Origin of the sequence: Streptomyces sp. R21, assembly GCF_041051975.1 — a bacterium.
GTDB lineage: Bacteria > Actinomycetota > Actinomycetes > Streptomycetales > Streptomycetaceae > Streptomyces.
The window spans coordinates 9594518-9610014 of the sequence record NZ_CP163435.1; the positions used below are offsets into that span (position 1 = coordinate 9594518).

17 protein-coding genes are annotated in these 15497 nt (G+C 70.1%); 9 read left to right on the forward strand and 8 right to left on the reverse strand.

Annotation, left to right across the window (positions count from 1 at the left end; translation table 11 throughout):
• Positions 1-136: 136 nt before the first annotated feature.
• From AB5J56_RS42935 to AB5J56_RS42950, 4 genes are all read right to left on the reverse strand, one after another.
• Positions 137-697 carry a GNAT family N-acetyltransferase gene (locus AB5J56_RS42935; RefSeq protein ID WP_369241585.1) on the reverse strand — a complete coding sequence of 187 codons (561 nt, stop codon included), beginning with the start codon at positions 695-697 and terminating at the stop codon, positions 137-139.
• A gap of 43 nt (positions 698-740) precedes the next feature.
• Positions 741-1982, reverse strand: a complete 1242-nt coding sequence (locus AB5J56_RS42940) for an aminoglycoside phosphotransferase family protein (RefSeq protein WP_369241587.1) — start codon at positions 1980-1982, stop codon at positions 741-743.
• Positions 1983-2052: 70 nt separating this feature from the next.
• Complete coding sequence (locus tag AB5J56_RS42945; protein ID WP_369241589.1) at positions 2053-2736, reverse strand: DUF4328 domain-containing protein; 684 nt, start codon at positions 2734-2736, stop codon at positions 2053-2055.
• Between the two features lie 103 nt (positions 2737-2839).
• A complete protein-coding gene (locus AB5J56_RS42950; RefSeq protein ID WP_369241591.1) occupies positions 2840-3430 on the reverse strand; it encodes a DUF6461 domain-containing protein in 591 nt (196 codons plus the stop codon).
• 163 nt (positions 3431-3593) lie between these two features.
• Here AB5J56_RS42950 and AB5J56_RS42955 point away from each other — a divergent pair, with 163 nt between their 5' ends.
• From AB5J56_RS42955 to AB5J56_RS42965, 3 genes are all read left to right on the forward strand, one after another.
• Positions 3594-5846, forward strand: coding sequence for a molybdopterin-dependent oxidoreductase (locus tag AB5J56_RS42955; RefSeq protein WP_369241593.1), 2253 nt, complete (start codon positions 3594-3596; stop codon positions 5844-5846).
• Positions 5843-6604 carry a phosphotransferase gene (locus tag AB5J56_RS42960; protein WP_369241595.1) on the forward strand — a complete coding sequence of 254 codons (762 nt, stop codon included), beginning with the start codon at positions 5843-5845 and terminating at the stop codon, positions 6602-6604. Before AB5J56_RS42955 ends, AB5J56_RS42960 begins: the two co-directional genes overlap by 4 nt.
• Before the next feature lie 110 nt (positions 6605-6714).
• The gene (locus AB5J56_RS42965) at positions 6715-7482 is read left to right on the forward strand and encodes an ArsR/SmtB family transcription factor (RefSeq protein ID WP_369243125.1); all 768 of its coding nucleotides are present in this window, start codon (positions 6715-6717) and stop codon (positions 7480-7482) included.
• Positions 7483-7586: 104 nt separating this feature from the next.
• On the opposite strand, the gene AB5J56_RS42970 is transcribed toward AB5J56_RS42965, so the two are convergent.
• From AB5J56_RS42970 to AB5J56_RS42980, 3 genes are all read right to left on the reverse strand, one after another.
• The gene (locus tag AB5J56_RS42970) at positions 7587-8027 is read right to left on the reverse strand and encodes an SPW repeat protein (protein WP_369241597.1); all 441 of its coding nucleotides are present in this window, start codon (positions 8025-8027) and stop codon (positions 7587-7589) included.
• Positions 8028-8234: 207 nt separating this feature from the next.
• Positions 8235-9599, reverse strand: a complete 1365-nt coding sequence (locus AB5J56_RS42975) for a HEAT repeat domain-containing protein (protein WP_369241599.1) — start codon at positions 9597-9599, stop codon at positions 8235-8237.
• Positions 9600-9693: 94 nt separating this feature from the next.
• Positions 9694-10293, reverse strand: a complete 600-nt coding sequence (locus AB5J56_RS42980) for a TetR/AcrR family transcriptional regulator (protein ID WP_369241601.1) — start codon at positions 10291-10293, stop codon at positions 9694-9696.
• A gap of 227 nt (positions 10294-10520) precedes the next feature.
• Between AB5J56_RS42980 and AB5J56_RS42985 the strand changes: the two genes are divergently transcribed.
• The 3 genes from AB5J56_RS42985 to AB5J56_RS42995 all read left to right on the forward strand — a co-directional run bounded on the left by AB5J56_RS42985 (position 10521) and on the right by AB5J56_RS42995 (position 12174).
• On the forward strand, positions 10521-11360 hold the full coding sequence (locus AB5J56_RS42985; protein WP_369241603.1) for an MBL fold metallo-hydrolase: 840 nt from the start codon (positions 10521-10523) through the stop codon (positions 11358-11360).
• Positions 11344-11841, forward strand: coding sequence for a hydrolase (locus AB5J56_RS42990; RefSeq protein WP_369241605.1), 498 nt, complete (start codon positions 11344-11346; stop codon positions 11839-11841). The genes AB5J56_RS42985 and AB5J56_RS42990 overlap by 17 nt, the downstream gene beginning before the upstream one ends.
• Positions 11842-11982: 141 nt before the next feature.
• A complete protein-coding gene (locus AB5J56_RS42995) occupies positions 11983-12174 on the forward strand; it encodes a hypothetical protein (RefSeq protein ID WP_369241607.1) in 192 nt (63 codons plus the stop codon).
• A gap of 78 nt (positions 12175-12252) precedes the next feature.
• Here the strand turns inward: AB5J56_RS42995 and AB5J56_RS43000 are convergent, their stop codons facing one another.
• A complete protein-coding gene (locus AB5J56_RS43000; RefSeq protein ID WP_369241609.1) occupies positions 12253-13173 on the reverse strand; it encodes a LysR family transcriptional regulator in 921 nt (306 codons plus the stop codon).
• A 149-nt stretch (positions 13174-13322) separates the two neighbouring features.
• Between AB5J56_RS43000 and AB5J56_RS43005 the strand changes: the two genes are divergently transcribed.
• The 3 genes from AB5J56_RS43005 to AB5J56_RS43015 all read left to right on the forward strand — a co-directional run bounded on the left by AB5J56_RS43005 (position 13323) and on the right by AB5J56_RS43015 (position 15495).
• Positions 13323-13394, forward strand: coding sequence for a putative leader peptide (locus AB5J56_RS43005; RefSeq protein ID WP_369243127.1), 72 nt, complete (start codon positions 13323-13325; stop codon positions 13392-13394).
• A 265-nt stretch (positions 13395-13659) separates the two neighbouring features.
• Positions 13660-14214 carry an NADPH-dependent FMN reductase gene (ssuE, locus tag AB5J56_RS43010; protein ID WP_369241611.1) on the forward strand — a complete coding sequence of 185 codons (555 nt, stop codon included), beginning with the start codon at positions 13660-13662 and terminating at the stop codon, positions 14212-14214.
• A 135-nt stretch (positions 14215-14349) separates the two neighbouring features.
• The gene (locus tag AB5J56_RS43015; RefSeq protein ID WP_369241613.1) at positions 14350-15495 is read left to right on the forward strand and encodes an LLM class flavin-dependent oxidoreductase; all 1146 of its coding nucleotides are present in this window, start codon (positions 14350-14352) and stop codon (positions 15493-15495) included.
• The last annotated feature ends 2 nt before the right edge of the window (positions 15496-15497 follow it).

The window sequence follows — 15497 nt, forward strand, 5'->3', positions numbered from 1 at the left end:
ATCCGCCGTTTATGCCGACTCTTCGACGCATACGGAGACAATGACCAGGCGACGGGGCCACGCGGGCCGCGCTTTCCGCGAGGCCCGGAGCGGACGATCCGCAGCGCACACGTCGGGCCGCGGCGCGGTCACCCGGTCAGGATTCCGACCGGCCCCAGCGCCAGGTCCGCAGGACCACCTCCCGCCCCTTCGCCGTACGAAGGACGGGCTCGTCGCCCGTCAGGACGAACCCGGTCGCCCTGGCCACCGCCTCGCTCGCCGCGTTCCCCTCCTCGATGCACAGCACGGTGCGCCGCGCCCCGATGTGCCGTGCGGCGTACTCGGCGACGAGCCGCACCGCGTTGGAGGCCAGGCCGCGCCCTCGGTACGGGGCCCCGACGCCGTAGGCGAGTTCGACGTCCCGTTCGTCGGCGGCGCTGCGGAAGAGCAGAACCTCGCCCAGCGGTCGGAGACCATCCGTGGTGATGACGAGTTGCACGGACAGGCCTTCGGTGCGCTTCCTGCGGGCCGCGGCGAGATACACCCGAGCGGCCTCGACGTCGAACGGTGAGGGTACCGGCGTCCACCGGTCGATCTCGGGATCGTCGTACAACGCGGCCAGGTCCGCCACGTCGTCGTCGGACCACTCCCGCAGTCGTATGCCGAATCCTTCGAGCTGTAGTGCGGCAGGGAGGGTGAACGTCGCTCGGCTTTCCATGACTTGATCCTGCCGCGGGTGCGGTGGCGCGGCCAAGGGGGCGTCATCCGGCTGCACGGATCTCCTCGGATGTGAAGATCGGGGCGGGTTTCTTCACGCACCGCAGGGCCCTGCGGACGGCCGCGGCAGGGTCGCCCCGGTGGTACGGCTGCTCCGACGGCTCGATGCCGACGAGGAACTCCTGATAGCGGACGGCGAGGGCGAGATGGGCGAGCGGTTCGGCGACGGCGAGCGCGCGGGCCGGGTCGCTGCCGGGGGCCCGGGACTTCCAGGCGTCGACCCAGGCGCGGGCGGCGGACGCGCCGGCGGATGCGGGGAGGAAATCGTGGACGCGCAGCCCGTCCATGACGGGGTGGCCCCAGTACGCGTCGGCGAAGTCCATGATGACCGGCGGTCCGCCCTCGCTGCGCCAGTTGCCGCAGTGGAAGTCGCCGTGCACGAGAGTGTCGGGCAGACCGCACTCGGCGAGCAGGGGCCAGCGGTCCGCCAACGCCCTTGCAGCAAACAGCTCTTGGGGAGTGAGTTCCTCGGCCACCGGGCCGTCGAGCAGCTCGCGGACGCGCGCGGTGAGGACTGGTGTGCTCCAGTCCCGGACGCCGGAGGGCAGTGGGGAGAGCGAGGCCGCCAGTGCCGCCTGCGCGGCGACGAATCGGTGCATCCCGGAGGTGAGCGTTTCGGGGGAGGCCTGCCAGCAGTCCTCGCCGGGGATGTGCTCCATCAGGATGTGCCGCTCGCCGGAGCCGAGGAGCGTCGGGACCAGGTCCGGATCGACCTGAGCGAAGGTGCGGATGACGACGGCCTCATCGGCGGCGAAGTGCGGTGTCGCCTTGAGCCAGACCGGGCCCTGCCCGGTGGGCAGGCGGAAGAGTCCGGCCAGGTTCCAGGTGCGGCGCTGCTCCACCGGACCGGTCACCGGTCGCCCTGCCGAGGCCAGCGTTCGCCTTGCCCCGTCGAGGAGTTCCCGCAGACTGTCCGCCCGCGCCCACGGTGACCGAAGCGGCTCATGCCCGTTCAACACATCCTGATCCACGGGCTGTTGACTCAACAGCCCGGGCACCGGACGCTCCAACGCCTCCACGTGATAGGTCACATGGCCGTCCCGGCTGCCTGCACCTCCGTCGACGAACAGGAGACGCAGCACCAGCACGGGAACACCGAGCGTCTCCTCCAGCCGGGCGGTGACCGGTTCGACCTCGGACCACCACGGGACATCGACGGGGAAGGGCCCGGCGGTGCCGAGGAAGTCCGCACCCGACGTGACCCACGCACTGACAGTTCTGCTCACCGCGTCAGTGTGGACAGGCGTTGTGGATTCGGCGAACGGTTTTCCGGCAGACCGTTGCGCCTCCCCGCAATCAAGCGTGAGACAGCGGCCCGGCAGGTGACATGGCCGGGAGTGCGGCGCTCTGCAGAGCGGTGATGCGCTGAATCACACACATCGCGAGAACCGCTGCGACGACGTTGAACGCTTCCGACAGTACGAGGAGGGGCATCGAAGTTCCCTGGCCGAATCGAGACCCCAGCACGATCACCGCATGCCCCACCCAAGCGGCCCACCAGGCGTTCACCAGGACGTCCTCGCGTCCCCTCTCCGCCGCCTCGGCGCTGCTCGCCCGCTGGACCTCAAGGACGAGGCCTCGCGGAACCCACAGGTTGACCACCGGTATGAGCCAGGCGACGACAGCCCAGACGGACCCGTCACCGGCATCGGCATCGGCACCGTGTGCACCGGGACGCGGCGAACCCGTACCGGCGGACCCGCCACCGGCACCGTGGCCAAGCGCTCCGGCCGAGAGCGCGTGCGCGTTCCGTCGGCAGCGGCTGAACCACACCAGGAACAGCACGACGGCAGCCGTCATCAGGTACACGAATACCATCGACGCGAATCCGAACCTGCTCCGTAGCGACGCATCCGTGGGGTGCAGATGCTGAGCCCGCAGAGTCACGACCCGGAACATGTCCGCGACGGCTGCCACGCCGATCGCGGCCTGCGCGAAGCGTGCGAGGAGCCAGGGGGCCTTGCTGACGGAACCGGTCACGGTGGGAGACCTACTTTTCGCGGGCAGCCTGCGCCGTGGCGGCGAGGCAGGGGGAGGGCAACGCCTCGGATCATAGGTCGACCCGCGTGTGAGCGGTCCGTCTTTACCGCAGCACGAGCAGGCGCGCGCTGAGTACGGGGTCCGTGACCAGGTCGGCGTGAGGGATGCCGGCGCCGAGACCCTCGATGAGGCGGAAGAAGAGGCCGCGGGTGCCCAGCGGGCCGGGGTCGTCACGGTCGAGGTGGGCGCCCAGGGCCCGTAGTTCGGGGTCGAACCGTTGTGGGTCGTCGCCGATCCGGTTCGCGGGCCGGAGGCTCCGCAGGCTGAACATGCCGCTGATCAGTCGCCGGTCCTCGGCGTAGAGGAACTCGACCCGGGGCTCATTGGCGTGCAGTGCCAAGGCCGCAGTCCCGGTCGAAACCGCGGACACGAGCTGCCCGTCCTCGACGCACCGCCAGCTGCCGTGCTCCCAGGCCCACGCCCACGGGCCGTACTTCCCAGCGCTGACGACGTAGGCATCGCTGTTGTACAGGACGTCACCGAAGTCTTCGTCGAAGTCTTCCCGGCTGCGCACGGCGACTGTCGCCGGGATCGCGCCCATCCGATCCAGCAGCTCTCGCGCGGTGAGGTCGCGTGCGAACGTGAGGCTCAGCAGCGGCAGATCACGGCCGTACATCCATCCCAGCCCCGCCATCCGGCCTCCTCTCCATGAGTGCCATGAGTTCCACGAGTCGAACACGTAGCGGGCAACAACCGCACCCCTCAAGTGGGTTGCTCTATAGGACTGATGGCACTACCGTCCAGTAAGTTGCTCTACCAGACTCACTGGAACCCGCTGGGCGTGAGGAGCCATGGGCGTGGCCGACACCGAACGAGAGACTTGGCGGACCTCCGCGTGCATCCTCTGCGAGTGCAACTGCGGTATCGAAGTCCAGCTGGACGGACGGAAGTTGGCCCGCATTCGCGGGGACAGGAAGCACCCGGCCTCGGCCGGCTACACCTGTGAGAAGGCCCTGCGCCTCGACCACTACCAGAACGGCCGCCACCGGCTGACGTCCCCGCTGCGGCGCCGCGCCGACGGGACGTACGAGGAGATCGACTGGGAGACCGCGATCGACGAGATCGCGGAGCGGCTCACCGCGGTGCGCAGGGAACACGGCGGCGAGAAGATCTTCTTCTACGGCGGAGGCGGCCAGGGCAACCACCTCGGGGGCCTGCACACCAAGGCCCTGCAAGCGGCCCTCGGCGCCCCCTATTTCTCCAGCGCGCTCGCCCAGGAGAAGACCGGCGAGATGTGGGTCGACGGAAAGCTCTACGGAGGCCACACCAAGGGCGACTTCGAGCACGCCGAGGTCGTGGTCTTCCTCGGCAAGAACCCGTGGCAGTCGCACAGCTTTCCGCGAGCCCGGCCGACCCTGCGCGCTCTCGCCAAGGACCCCGGCCGTTCGATGATCGTCCTCGATCCGCGGCGCAGCGAGACCGCGGCGCTGGCCGACTTCCACCTCCAGGTGCTGCCGGGCACGGATGCCTGGTGCCTGGCCGCCCTGCTCGGCGTGATCGTCCAAGAGGGACTGTGCGACGCCGAGTTCATCGCGGAGCACACGGCCGGGACCGGCCCCGTGCTGGAGGCGCTGGCCGAGGTGCCCGTCACGCAGTACGCGGCCCGCTGCGGCGTCGAGGAGGATCTGCTGCGCGCGGCGGCGCGGCGCATCGGCACGGCCGCCAGTGTGACGACGTACGAGGATCTGGGCGTCCAACAGGCTCCGCACAGCACCCTGGTGTCGTACCTGAACAAGCTGCTGTGGATCCTGACCGGCAACTTCGGGCGCCCCGGCACGATGTTCCTGCACTCGGCCTTCGCCGCACTCGCCGGCGGCAGCGGGAAGTCCGGCCGCGGACGCCGTACGCCCGTCACCGGAGCGAAGATCATCGCGGGGCTCGTGCCGTGCAACTCGATCGCCGAGGAGATCCTGACCGACCACCCCGACCGGTTCCGGGCGATGTGGATCGAAAGCGCCAACCCGGCGCACTCCCTTGCCGATTCGCAGGCGTTCGCCGAGGCGCTCGACGCCCTCGACCTCGTGGTCGTGGTCGACGTGGCCCTCACCGAGACCGCCCGTCGCGCCGACTACGTCCTGCCCGCGGCCAGCCAGTTCGAGAAGTGGGAGGCGACTTTCTTCAACACCGAGTTCCCCCACAACACCTTCCAGCTCCGCCCGCCGCTCCTGGACCCACTGCCCGGCACCCTCCCGGAACCGGAGATCTACGCCCGGCTGCTGCGCCGCCTGGCCGCCGCCGACGAGGAACTGCTGACGGCCCTGACCGAGGCGGCCCACACCTCGCGCACCGCCTTCCGCGAGGCCTTCTTCGCCGCTCTCGGCAAGGAACCGGCACTGTTCGGCCTCGCCCCGTATCTGCTGTACGAGACCCTTGGCGCCGCTCTGCCGGCAGCGCAGCGCGCCACGGCTCCGGTCTGGGGGCTCGCCCAGGTGTGCGCGATGACGTATCCGGACGCCGTGCGCCGCGCCGGTTTCCCCGACGGCGACGCCCTCTACGACGCACTCCTCGCGACTCCCTCCGGGGTGACCTTCACGGTCGACGACTGGGACGACGTATGGAACTACGTACGCCGCCCGGACCACCGCTTCACCGTAGAGATCCCCGAACTGACCGAGAAGTTGAGGGAATTGGGGAAGCAGGGCGAACGTCTGACGAGCGAGCGGTTCCCGCTGGTCCTCTCGGCGGGGGAGCGGCGCTCGTTCACGGCTAACACGATCTACCGCGATCCGACCTGGCGCCGCCGCGACGCCGAAGGCGCCCTGCGCGTCAGCCGGGCCGATGCCGACCGCCTCGGTCTGGCCAACGGCTGCACCGCCCGCCTGCTCACCGAACGCGGCAGCGCCCACGTCGTCGTCGAGGTCTCCGACATGATGCGCGAGGGACACATCTCGCTGCCCAACGGCCTCGGTGTGGACCACCCCGACCACGGTACGGTGGGCGTCGCCCCCAATGACCTCACCTCCCTCCACCACCGCGACTGGCTCGCCGGCACCCCTTGGCACAAGCACGTCCCGGCGCGGCTGGAGGCCGTCGAACCAGCCGGGGCGTGACCCGACACCCGTACGCGGAGGCGGCTTTCATGCAGGAGTCGGCGCTGCCCGGAGGCTTCGTCAACCAGGTCGTCCGGGTCGGACCGACCGTTCGTCGCCCGCCCGGCCCTCGCGCGCAGTACGTAGGCGGCCTGCTCGCCCTGTTCGACCGACAGGGCTGGAGCGGGGCACCGCGGCGACTCGGCGCGGACGAGCAGGGGCGTGAGATCTTCGACTACGTCGAGGGCCAAGTGCCTCTGAATGCTGAGGCCTTGGAGGCGGCGCGGACGGACGCGAGCCTGGCCCGCGTGGCCCGGCTCGTCCGCGAGTTCCATGACCTCACACACGGCACGCAACAAGCCGGGGATCAGGAAGTCGTCTGTCACAACGACCTGTCCCCACGCAACACCGTGTACGCGCCGGGTTGGCAGCCGCTCGCCTTCATCGACTGGGACCTCGCCGCGCCGGGCGCACGCATCCACGATGTCGCCCACGTCTGCTGGCAGTACCTGGACCTCGGTCCGCGCGTCTCGGACGTCCCCGAGGCCGCCCGTCGGATCGCCCTGATCTGCGCCTCCTACGGCCTGGCCGACCCGAGCGCAATCGTGGACGCGATTCTGTGGTGGCAGGACCGCTGCCGGCGCGGCATCGAGGCCGGTGCGTCGCGCGGCGAGCGGGCCATGGTCGGTCTGCGCGAGCGGGGAGTGGTGGGGGAGGTGCGGGCGGCCTACGGCTGGGTGGCCGCCCATCGTGGCGAGCTGGGCGCCGGCCTGAGGTGAGGTCCGGGTCGTCGACCAGAGTCGGGAAGTGACCGGTGTGGACGCCGCCGATTGACATGCAAGTTATTACCTGCATAACGTTGAGTGTGCGATCTGAGAATGACCCCGCGATGGACCAGGTCTTCAAGGCGCTGGCCGACCAGACCCGGAGGCGGCTGCTGGACCGGCTGCACGAGCAGGGTGGGCAGACGCTCGGTGAGCTGTGCGAGCACATCGACATGACACGCCAGTCGGTGACGCAGCACCTGGGTGTCCTGGAGGCGGCCAACCTGGTCAGCACGGTGCGGCGGGGAAGGGAAAAGCTGCACTACCTCAATCCGGTGCCGCTCCATGAGATGCAGGAGCGGTGGATCGACAAGTTCGAGCGCCCGCGCCTGCTCGCGCTGAGCGCTCTCAAGCAACGAGCCGAGGAAGCCATGACCGGCAGGCCGAACTTCGTGTACGTCACCTACATCCGGAGCACGGCCGAGAAGGTCTGGGACGCGCTCACCGACGCCGACCTGACCGCCGCGTACTGGGGCCACAGCAACGTGTCGGACTGGCGGCCCGGATCCCGGTGGGAGCACCGGCGCATCGACGGCTCCGGCATCGCCGACGTCGTCGGCACCGTGGTGGAGAGTGATCGCCCCACACGCCTGGTGACCACATGGGCGGCGCCTGAGGACGAGGGTCGGGATGACAAGTACTCCCGGGTCACCTTCGACATCCAGCCGCACGCTGACATCGTCCGCCTCACCGTGACCCACGAGGACCTGGCCGACGAGGCGGCGCTCGGCGACGCGACCTCCGGCTGGTCGGCGGTGCTGTCCAATCTGAAGTCCTTCGTCGAGACGGGCCGCCCGCTGCCTCAGGAGCCCTGGCTGATGCCCGGCCGCTGACCCGGTTCACCCGGCCCCGGGTCCATTACTCCTCGGCCCTGCCCACGGCGGGGCCGACCCGCTCGCGACGGGCCGGCCCGCGGTCTCCTTCCGTGCTGCCGGGGTCACATCCGGGAGTTGGTGCTCCTCGCCGTGACCGCGCACATTGCCCCGAGGACCACGGCCAGCGCGCCGACGATGATGCTGTTGAGGGCGACACCGGTGTCCGGGCTGTCGCCGACGACCCACGGAGAGATGATCAACCATGTGCCCATCGCGCAGATCGCCCAGCTCAGGCCGTACATCCTCTCGGGTGTGACGGTGAATCCGAGGGCCAGCAGCGCGATCGCGATGCCCATGATCAGGTTGTGGGTCACGAGCGCGGGCTGGCTTGTCGTGTAGTGGAGAATCCACGGGGATACGGCGCAGTACAGACCGAGCAGGAACACCGGTCCGTCCACGAGCGCCACATCGCGACCACCGAGCATGCGGGCGTAGCGGTCCCGCATTTCGGAAGCGTCAGGGTGGCTGGTGATGTCACCACTGGTGTGCGAGACGTTGGCCATGACTCGTCTCCTTCGATCTCTGCAGGCCTGACCGCGTTTATGGAGGAGTGTGCGGTTAGCGCCGCTTGCTCACATTCTGCGCTTATTTTCTCTTTATGTGTAGAGATGGGAGGGGTTGTAGAGGTGTGAGGAGCGAGATCCGCCGTCCCGGCGCCAGGTCCGCGACCGACGTGAGGGCGGTCGGGTCGGTCGGGTCGGCTGGGTCGGTCACGGTCTGTTCCGCATTCTCCAGCGCCAGAGCGCGTCCGCCCGGGCATCGTGCTCGAAGCCGGGACCGAGCGGCCCCACGCGTTCGTAGGCCTCCTCCGTCCGCGGATCGTCCCGCCGGGCGAGACCGCAGGCGCCCTCCAGCCGCAGCAGTTGGTCTTCCTCGTCGAGCAGTGCAACGAACGCTTCTGTGACGGCGGGTGTGCGGTCGTGGGATCTGGACAGGGTGGCCGCCGCGGCGGCGCGTACGTCCGGGTCGGGGTCCCGGATCAGGGCGAGCAGTGCCAGTTGTGGCTCGGGGGTGAGGCCGAGGGCCGGGGCGATCACCTCGCACACGGCGCGGCGCACCTCGGAGTCGGGGTCACGCGCGAGGGTGAGCAGCGCGGCCGTGGCGGTGGAGGTGAGCGAGGCGTCGTTCGTGGAGAAGCAGTCGGGCACCTGCCGGCGCACGCGCGGGTCCGGGTGATCGGCGTAGCGCAGTCCGACGGCTTCATGGCCCGGGTGTTCGTAGGTGTTGAACGTCTTGAGGACCTGCGCGAGCACCGAGCTGTCCGTCTCCTCGATCGCCCAGTCGGCCAGGAGTTGACTCTCCGCCTTCGCGTACGAGTGACGGCCGGACCTCTCGAACAGCATTCTCATCCGCAGGTAGGAGAGCACGAACAGGCGGTGGTGGGGCGATGGGTGATGGCGGAAGGCCACCACGGCCGACCAGGTCTCCTTGCTGCGGCGCAGCGTCAGGGTGAAGCGGGACGCGGACCAGTCGACATGGTCCTCGTCCGGTCGGTGGACAGCGCGGGCCACGAGTTCGTCGACCGGGGTCAGGATGCGGAAGGCCCACTCCAACGAGGTCAGGACGGCGCCGTGCCCCGCCCGAACGGTGAGCCCGCCGAGCGAGACCCGCTCGACGTGATGGCTCTCGTCGTCCTGGACGAGGCACGTCTCGGCCGGCCCCGACGCTCCGGTCCTGCGGCACAACTCCTCGGCCGCACCCGTCTCGTACCAGTTCCGGGCCATGGCGAGCAGTCGCTCGCGTGCGGCCTGCGGGAGCCGTCGCGGCGGCTCGTCGCCCAGGACCGCCGAGACCATCGCCGGCGAGCCGAGATCGACGGCCCGCAGCAGCGGTGTCGTGCCGTCGGGCAGTGCCCGGTCCGGGTCCGCGCCGCCTTCCACCAGCGCCTCGGCGACCACTGCGTCGTACGCCGCTACGGCCGAGCACAGCACCGGCAGTCCCTCCGCAGCGGACGCGTCGGGATGTGCGCCCTCTTCCAGCAGCGCGCGCACCGCGTCGGCGTCCCCCGCCCGCACCGCCGATACGAGCCTGCCGTCCAGGCTCTCTACGTGGCTGCCGTCCCTCGGCGAATGCATCCGGCCCCCTCCTCGATGCGGCGTTCCGCCCGGCCCCGCTCGCCGAGTCGCACGAGTGGTCCGATGACGCCGTCCCCTGTGATCGAACGGCTTGTCATGTGGTGAGCAGGCGGGCGATGGCGCGGCGCGCCCGTGCGGGGGCCTGCGCATTTCTGTGGAGCTGGATGGCCTGGTTGGCCGCGAGGATCGTGCCGTCGAGTTCGAAGGCCACCTGCTCGACGTCGGTGTCCGGCGGCAGTTCCCCGGACTCGACCGCGGTGCGCAACTCCTCCCGCACGTACGCCGACCAGGCGCCGAGCGTCTCGAGCACCGCGTCGCGGACCGGGCCGGGGCGGCCGTCGAACTCGCTCGCGACCGAGGTCAGGAAGCAGCCTCCGTGGCTCTCGGACTCGCCCATGTAGTCGATCCACTCGTCGAAGGCGCGCCCCAGCCGCTGGGTGCCGGGCGTGGCGCCGACGGCGCGCGCCGGAACACGCAGCCGGAACCGCTCCACCGCCGAGGCCAGTACGGCGAGTTGGAGTGCCTCCTTGCTGCCGAAGTGGCCGATCACCCCGGCCTTGCTCATCCCCAGATCCGTCGCGAGGCGGCCGATGGTGAGGCCTTCGAGGCCCGCGGTGGTGGCCAGCGCGAGGGCGCTCGTGATGATCCGGTCGCGGGTGGCGGCGGTTTCGGCAACGGACTTGCGCGGGCTCATGAAGTCACTTTAACCTAACGACCGTTCGCCATTAGCTCACGAACGTTCGTTATCTATGTCGCGGCCCGACACGGCGGCCCGACACGGCGGCCCGATGCGACCGCTCGATACGACCGCTCGATACGGCTGATCCATATGGCGGCGCGATGTGGCGAGTCGATATGGCGACTCGATATGGCGACTCGATGTCCAGCGGCACTCGTCAGCACGTGTGAAGGGACTCATCCATGAAGATCCACCACCTGAACTGCGGTTCCCTGCGGACGATCGACACCGAGGAGGGCGGCCTTCCCGCGATCTGTCACTGCCTCCTCGTCGAGACCGACCGGGACGGTCTCGTCCTGGTCGAGAGCGGCATCGGTACGGCCGATGTCGAGCGACCAGAGGAGGGCTTGGGAGCGGAGTTCCTCGGGCGGGCCCAGCCCGTCCTGGACCTGGCGGAGACCGCCCTGCACCAGGTCGTCCGCCTGGGCTTCAGCCCGGAGGACGTGCGGCACATCGTCCTCAGCCACCTCGACCTCGACCACGCGGGCGGACTGCCCGACTTCCCCTGGGCCAAGGTCCACCTGAGCGAGGCCGAGCACCGCGCGGCGATGGCGGCTCCCGGGGCCCACCCCGAGGACCGCCTCCGCTACCGTCCGACCCAGTGGGCCCACCGGCCGCACTGGGTGACCTACCCGCAACCCCGGGGAGAGGCCTGGTTCGGCTTCGACGCGGTCCGCCCGCTCACCGGACTGGACGCGGAGATCCTGCTCGTCCCGCTCGGCGGCCACACGCGCGGCCACAGCGCGATAGCCGTCGAGGACGGCGGCCGCTGGTTGCTGCACTGCGGGGACGCCTACTACTTCCACCGCGAGATCGACCCCGACCGGCCGCAGGGCCACCCCGGCATGGACGTCCTCCAGGAGATCACCGAGGTGGACAGGCCGCTGCGCCTCGGCAACCATGCCCGTCTGCGGGAACTGGTGCGCCTGCACGGTGACGAAGTGGACGTCTTCAGCGCACACGACCCGTGGGAACTGGCGCGGTACACAGCGGACGGGAGCACGGATGCGGGAGCCGAGTGACCACGGGCCGACGGCGCGGCTGTCGCCGTCGATGCCGACGGCGCCATCGCCCCTGGAGACGCTGACGGCACGGCTGCCTACGGAGATCTGGGCAACTCCGTACGTCGGCGGGCGCTTTCCCGGTTCGCGGGCAGTGACCGAGCGGCCGGGACTCACCGAAGGCGCGAACTGCCAACTGTTCGCCTACGAAGTGCTCGGGCACTTCGCCCTGCACGTCCCCGCATGGCGGTCCAGCGACCTGTGGGCCGACACCGGACACACCGAACGCGTACCTGTCGCCCGACCACTGGACCTGGCCCTCTTCAACGCCGGCGACGACCCGTGGGGAGCACATGTGGGCGTCGCCGTGGGGGAGGAGCGGATTCTGCACCTCTGCGCCGAGGTGGGCAGGCCCGCCGTCTGGAGCCTGGGGGAGTTCGCCCGGCGGGAGCGCTACCGCACGCTCGTCGGTTACAAGCGGCTGCTCCCCGGAGGTGATTGACGCGCGGGAGGAGCACGACGGTTACGTCGACCGGCCGCCAGGGCGCGGCGACAGCCGTACATGGCCCGGCGGATCGCGGGCACCCGTACGGAAGGAGAGTCGTCGGCGAAGCCGACGGACGTTGCTGGAGGTGTCTCCGCCATGCGCGGGAAGGTGCTGGGACGGTTTTCTGCGGGAGCTCCGCGCGGATCGTGGCCCGCGGAAGAGTATGCGGCGCGACGTCGCGCCGAAGGTGAGCCCGCGACGGTCGTGATGGACCTCGAGTCGGACGCATTCCTCGTGGTGGTGCCGTCCGCGACGGGCAGCGAGACCGGAAGCGCAGGCGACGGCTGACGGGGTGGGCGAGATATACCGGTGCGGACGGCAACCGCCGCGCGCGGTCCCGGCGGGGACGAAGGGCGCGGCCCGGCGTCAGCCTCGGCCGGTGAGCGTTCCGCCGAGTGCTTCGGCCTGCCGTACGAACACCTCGTGCAGGTCGTGTGCGGCCCGCGGCACCGACTCCGCCCGGCGCCGCTGAAGCATCAACCGCACTCGGGTCGAGTCCTCGGCGAGCGGACGGTAGGTGATCGCGCCCAGCCGCTCCAACGGGTCCCCGATCACGCTGAAGTCGGGCAGAACCGTGGCGCCGAGTCCCTCCGCGACCATCAGCTTGCCCATCTCCGCGCCGTCGGTGGAGTAGGAGAAGGCAGGCTCATGGCCCTCCAGGAAACGGTGGACGAACCGGTGCATGACGTAGCCCGAGCGCATGGCGATCAGCGGTTCGGTGAGGAGGTCCGGCGCGGACACGCGGGTGAGCGCGGAGAGCGCGCTGTCCGGCCGTATGCACACCACCGGGCGGCCGCGCAGCAGTTCGGTGCTCTCGAAGTCGGCGGGCACGTCGTCGCCGTCGAGGTGGTTGACCAGCCCGAGGTCGAAGCCGCCCTCGGACAGCGCCCGGTGGATGTCCGACTGCTGTGCGCCGACCACCTCGACCTGGGTGACCGGATGCGATGCGCGGAACTCCCGGACGGCGGGGATGAGCAGCGGCACGGTCGCCGCGTTCACGGTGCCGACGCGCACCATCCGGCTGATGCGGTGCTGTTCGCCCGCCGCGCCGCGCAGCCGGTCGACCGCCTCCAGCACCTGGATGATGTGCGGCAGCAGCTCCCGGCCCGCCGCGCTCATCGTCGCGCCGGAGCGCCTGCGTTCCAGGAGATCGATGCCGAGTTCGCGTTCAAGATTCCGCACGGTCTCGCTCAACGCGGGCTGTGAGAGGCGGAGTTCCTCGGCTGCCCGGCGGAGAGAGCCGAGCCGCGTCACGGCCGCGATGTACTCCAACTGTTCCGTCCGCACCGCAGCAGAATGCGTGCGTTGCGTAGGTGCGTTCAAGGGTTTCCCTGTCACACCTTCGTGAAATTCGGTGGTCCGCGATACGAGACCGGACGGGTTTTCCTTGACGCCTCGGACCGGCTGCTGCGACGATCAACGCCATGAAGATGCGAATGGACCTCACGCGACGACGCCACGTCGATCTCGCGCGTGTCTCCAGCGCCTCCTGTTGCCCCGTGGCCTGACTCTTCCGAGCCATCGCGCAATTTCCCGCACCAGCACTGCCATTGGGCAGTCGTGCGTCGCATTCCCTCACCCGAGTTCAGCGATTGATCGCGTCCCCTGAGATCTGATCGAGCCGCCCTGAGATCGCATTCGTCGTGGTCGCGCCACTGGATTTCGCGCCCCTTGACGTGCACTCGGTGATGTCGTGCTCGTTGATGTCTCGTTCCGTCGAATTCGGCGTACCCGAATGACCGCAACAGGAATTCCGCTCACGAAAGAGGGCCCATGGCCTCCGTCCTGTCCATCTCCGGCAGCCCTTCCGTCTCCTCCCGCACCGCCAAACTGCTGCGCCACCTCGACGCCCGCCTGATCGCCCAGGGGCACGAGGTGATCCCTCTCGACATCCGCACGATCCCCGCCGAGGCCCTGCTCGGCGCCGACTTCCGGCACCCCGCCATCGTCGAGGCCACCGAACTCGTCGCCCGCGCCGACGGCGTCGTCATCGCCACCCCCGTCTACAAGGCCGCCTACTCAGGCGCGCTGAAGGCCCTGCTGGACCTGCTCCCGCAGTACGCCCTCACCGGAAAGACCGTGCTGCCGCTGGCCACCGGCGGTTCGGTCGCCCATGTGCTCGCCATCGACTACGCGCTGCGACCGGTGCTGTCCTCCATGGGCGCCGGGCACATCGTGCAGGGCTGGTTCACCCTCGACAAGGACATCACCGCGGAGGAGGACGGCAGCCTCACCGTCGCGCCGGGCGCCGCCGAGGCCCTGACCCAGGTGGTCGACCAGTTCTCGGCGGCCCTGGGCCGCACGCCTCTGCTGGCCGCGGCGGTCTGACATCGCGGTGGCCGCCGCCGAACTCCTTTGAAAATCCAGCACGTCGGCTGCCCCGCCCCGAATGGCAGGCACTCAACGGCAGGCCCGGAACGGCGGCACGCCGCCGCGCGGACATCCCCGATCGGAGACCCCCACATGTCCCTCACCTTCCACTGGTTCCTGCCCACCAACGGCGACAGCCGGCACGTCGTCGGCGGCGGCCACGGCACCCCGGCCACCGCCTCGGGCCGGGACCGGCCGCCGACCGTCGCCTATCTGAGCCAGATCGCGCGGGCCGCCGAGGACCTGGGCTTCGTCGGCGCGCTCACGCCCACCGGCGCCTGGTGCGAGGACGCGTGGCTGACCACCGCGATGGTCAGCCAGCACACCGAACGCCTCAAGTTCCTGGTGGCCTTCCGGCCCGGCTTCGTCTCGCCCACGCTGGCCGCCCAGATGGCGTCCACCTTCCAGCGGCAGACCGGCGGACGGCTGCTGCTGAACGTCGTCACAGGCGGCGAGAGCCACGAGCAGCGGGCCTACGGCGACTTCCTCGACAAGGACGCCCGCTACCGCCGTACCGGCGAATTCCTGCAGATCGTGCGGGAGTTGTGGGACGGCAAGACCGTCGACCTCGCGGGCGAACACCTCCAGGTGGAGGACGCCCGGCTCGCCCGGGTCCCCGATCCGGTCCCCGAGGTCTACTTCGGCGGCTCCTCGCCCATCGCCGGGGAGATCGCCGCCCGCCATGTCGACGTCTACCTCACCTGGGGCGAGCCGCCCGCACAGGTCGCCGAGAAGATCGCCTGGGTCCGCGGCCTCGCCCAGAAGGAAGGGCGCACCGTACGGTTCGGGATCCGGCTGCACGTCATCACCCGCGACACCTCCGAGCAGGCGTGGGCCGAGGCCCTCCGGCTCCTCGACGGCTTCGACCCGGAGACGGTCAGGTCCGTTCAGGCCGGGCTCGCCCGCAGCGAGTCCAAGGGACAGCAGCGCATGCTCGCGCTGCACAGCGGAGGAAATCGCGACGGTCTGGAGATCCACCCCAACCTGTGGGCCGGCATCGGCCTGGTCCGCGGCGGCGCCGGCACCGCCCTAGTCGGCAGCCACGACGAGGTCGCCGAGCGCATCACCGAATACCACCGCCTCGGCATCGACGAGTTCGTGCTCTCCGGCTATCCGCACCTGGAGGAGGCGTACTGGTTCGGCGAGGGCGTCCTGCCCCGGCTGGCCGCGCAGGGGCTGTGGCAGCACCCGTTCGCCCAGCCGAGCGCACCCGCGGCGCAGGTGCCGTTCGCGCAATAGCG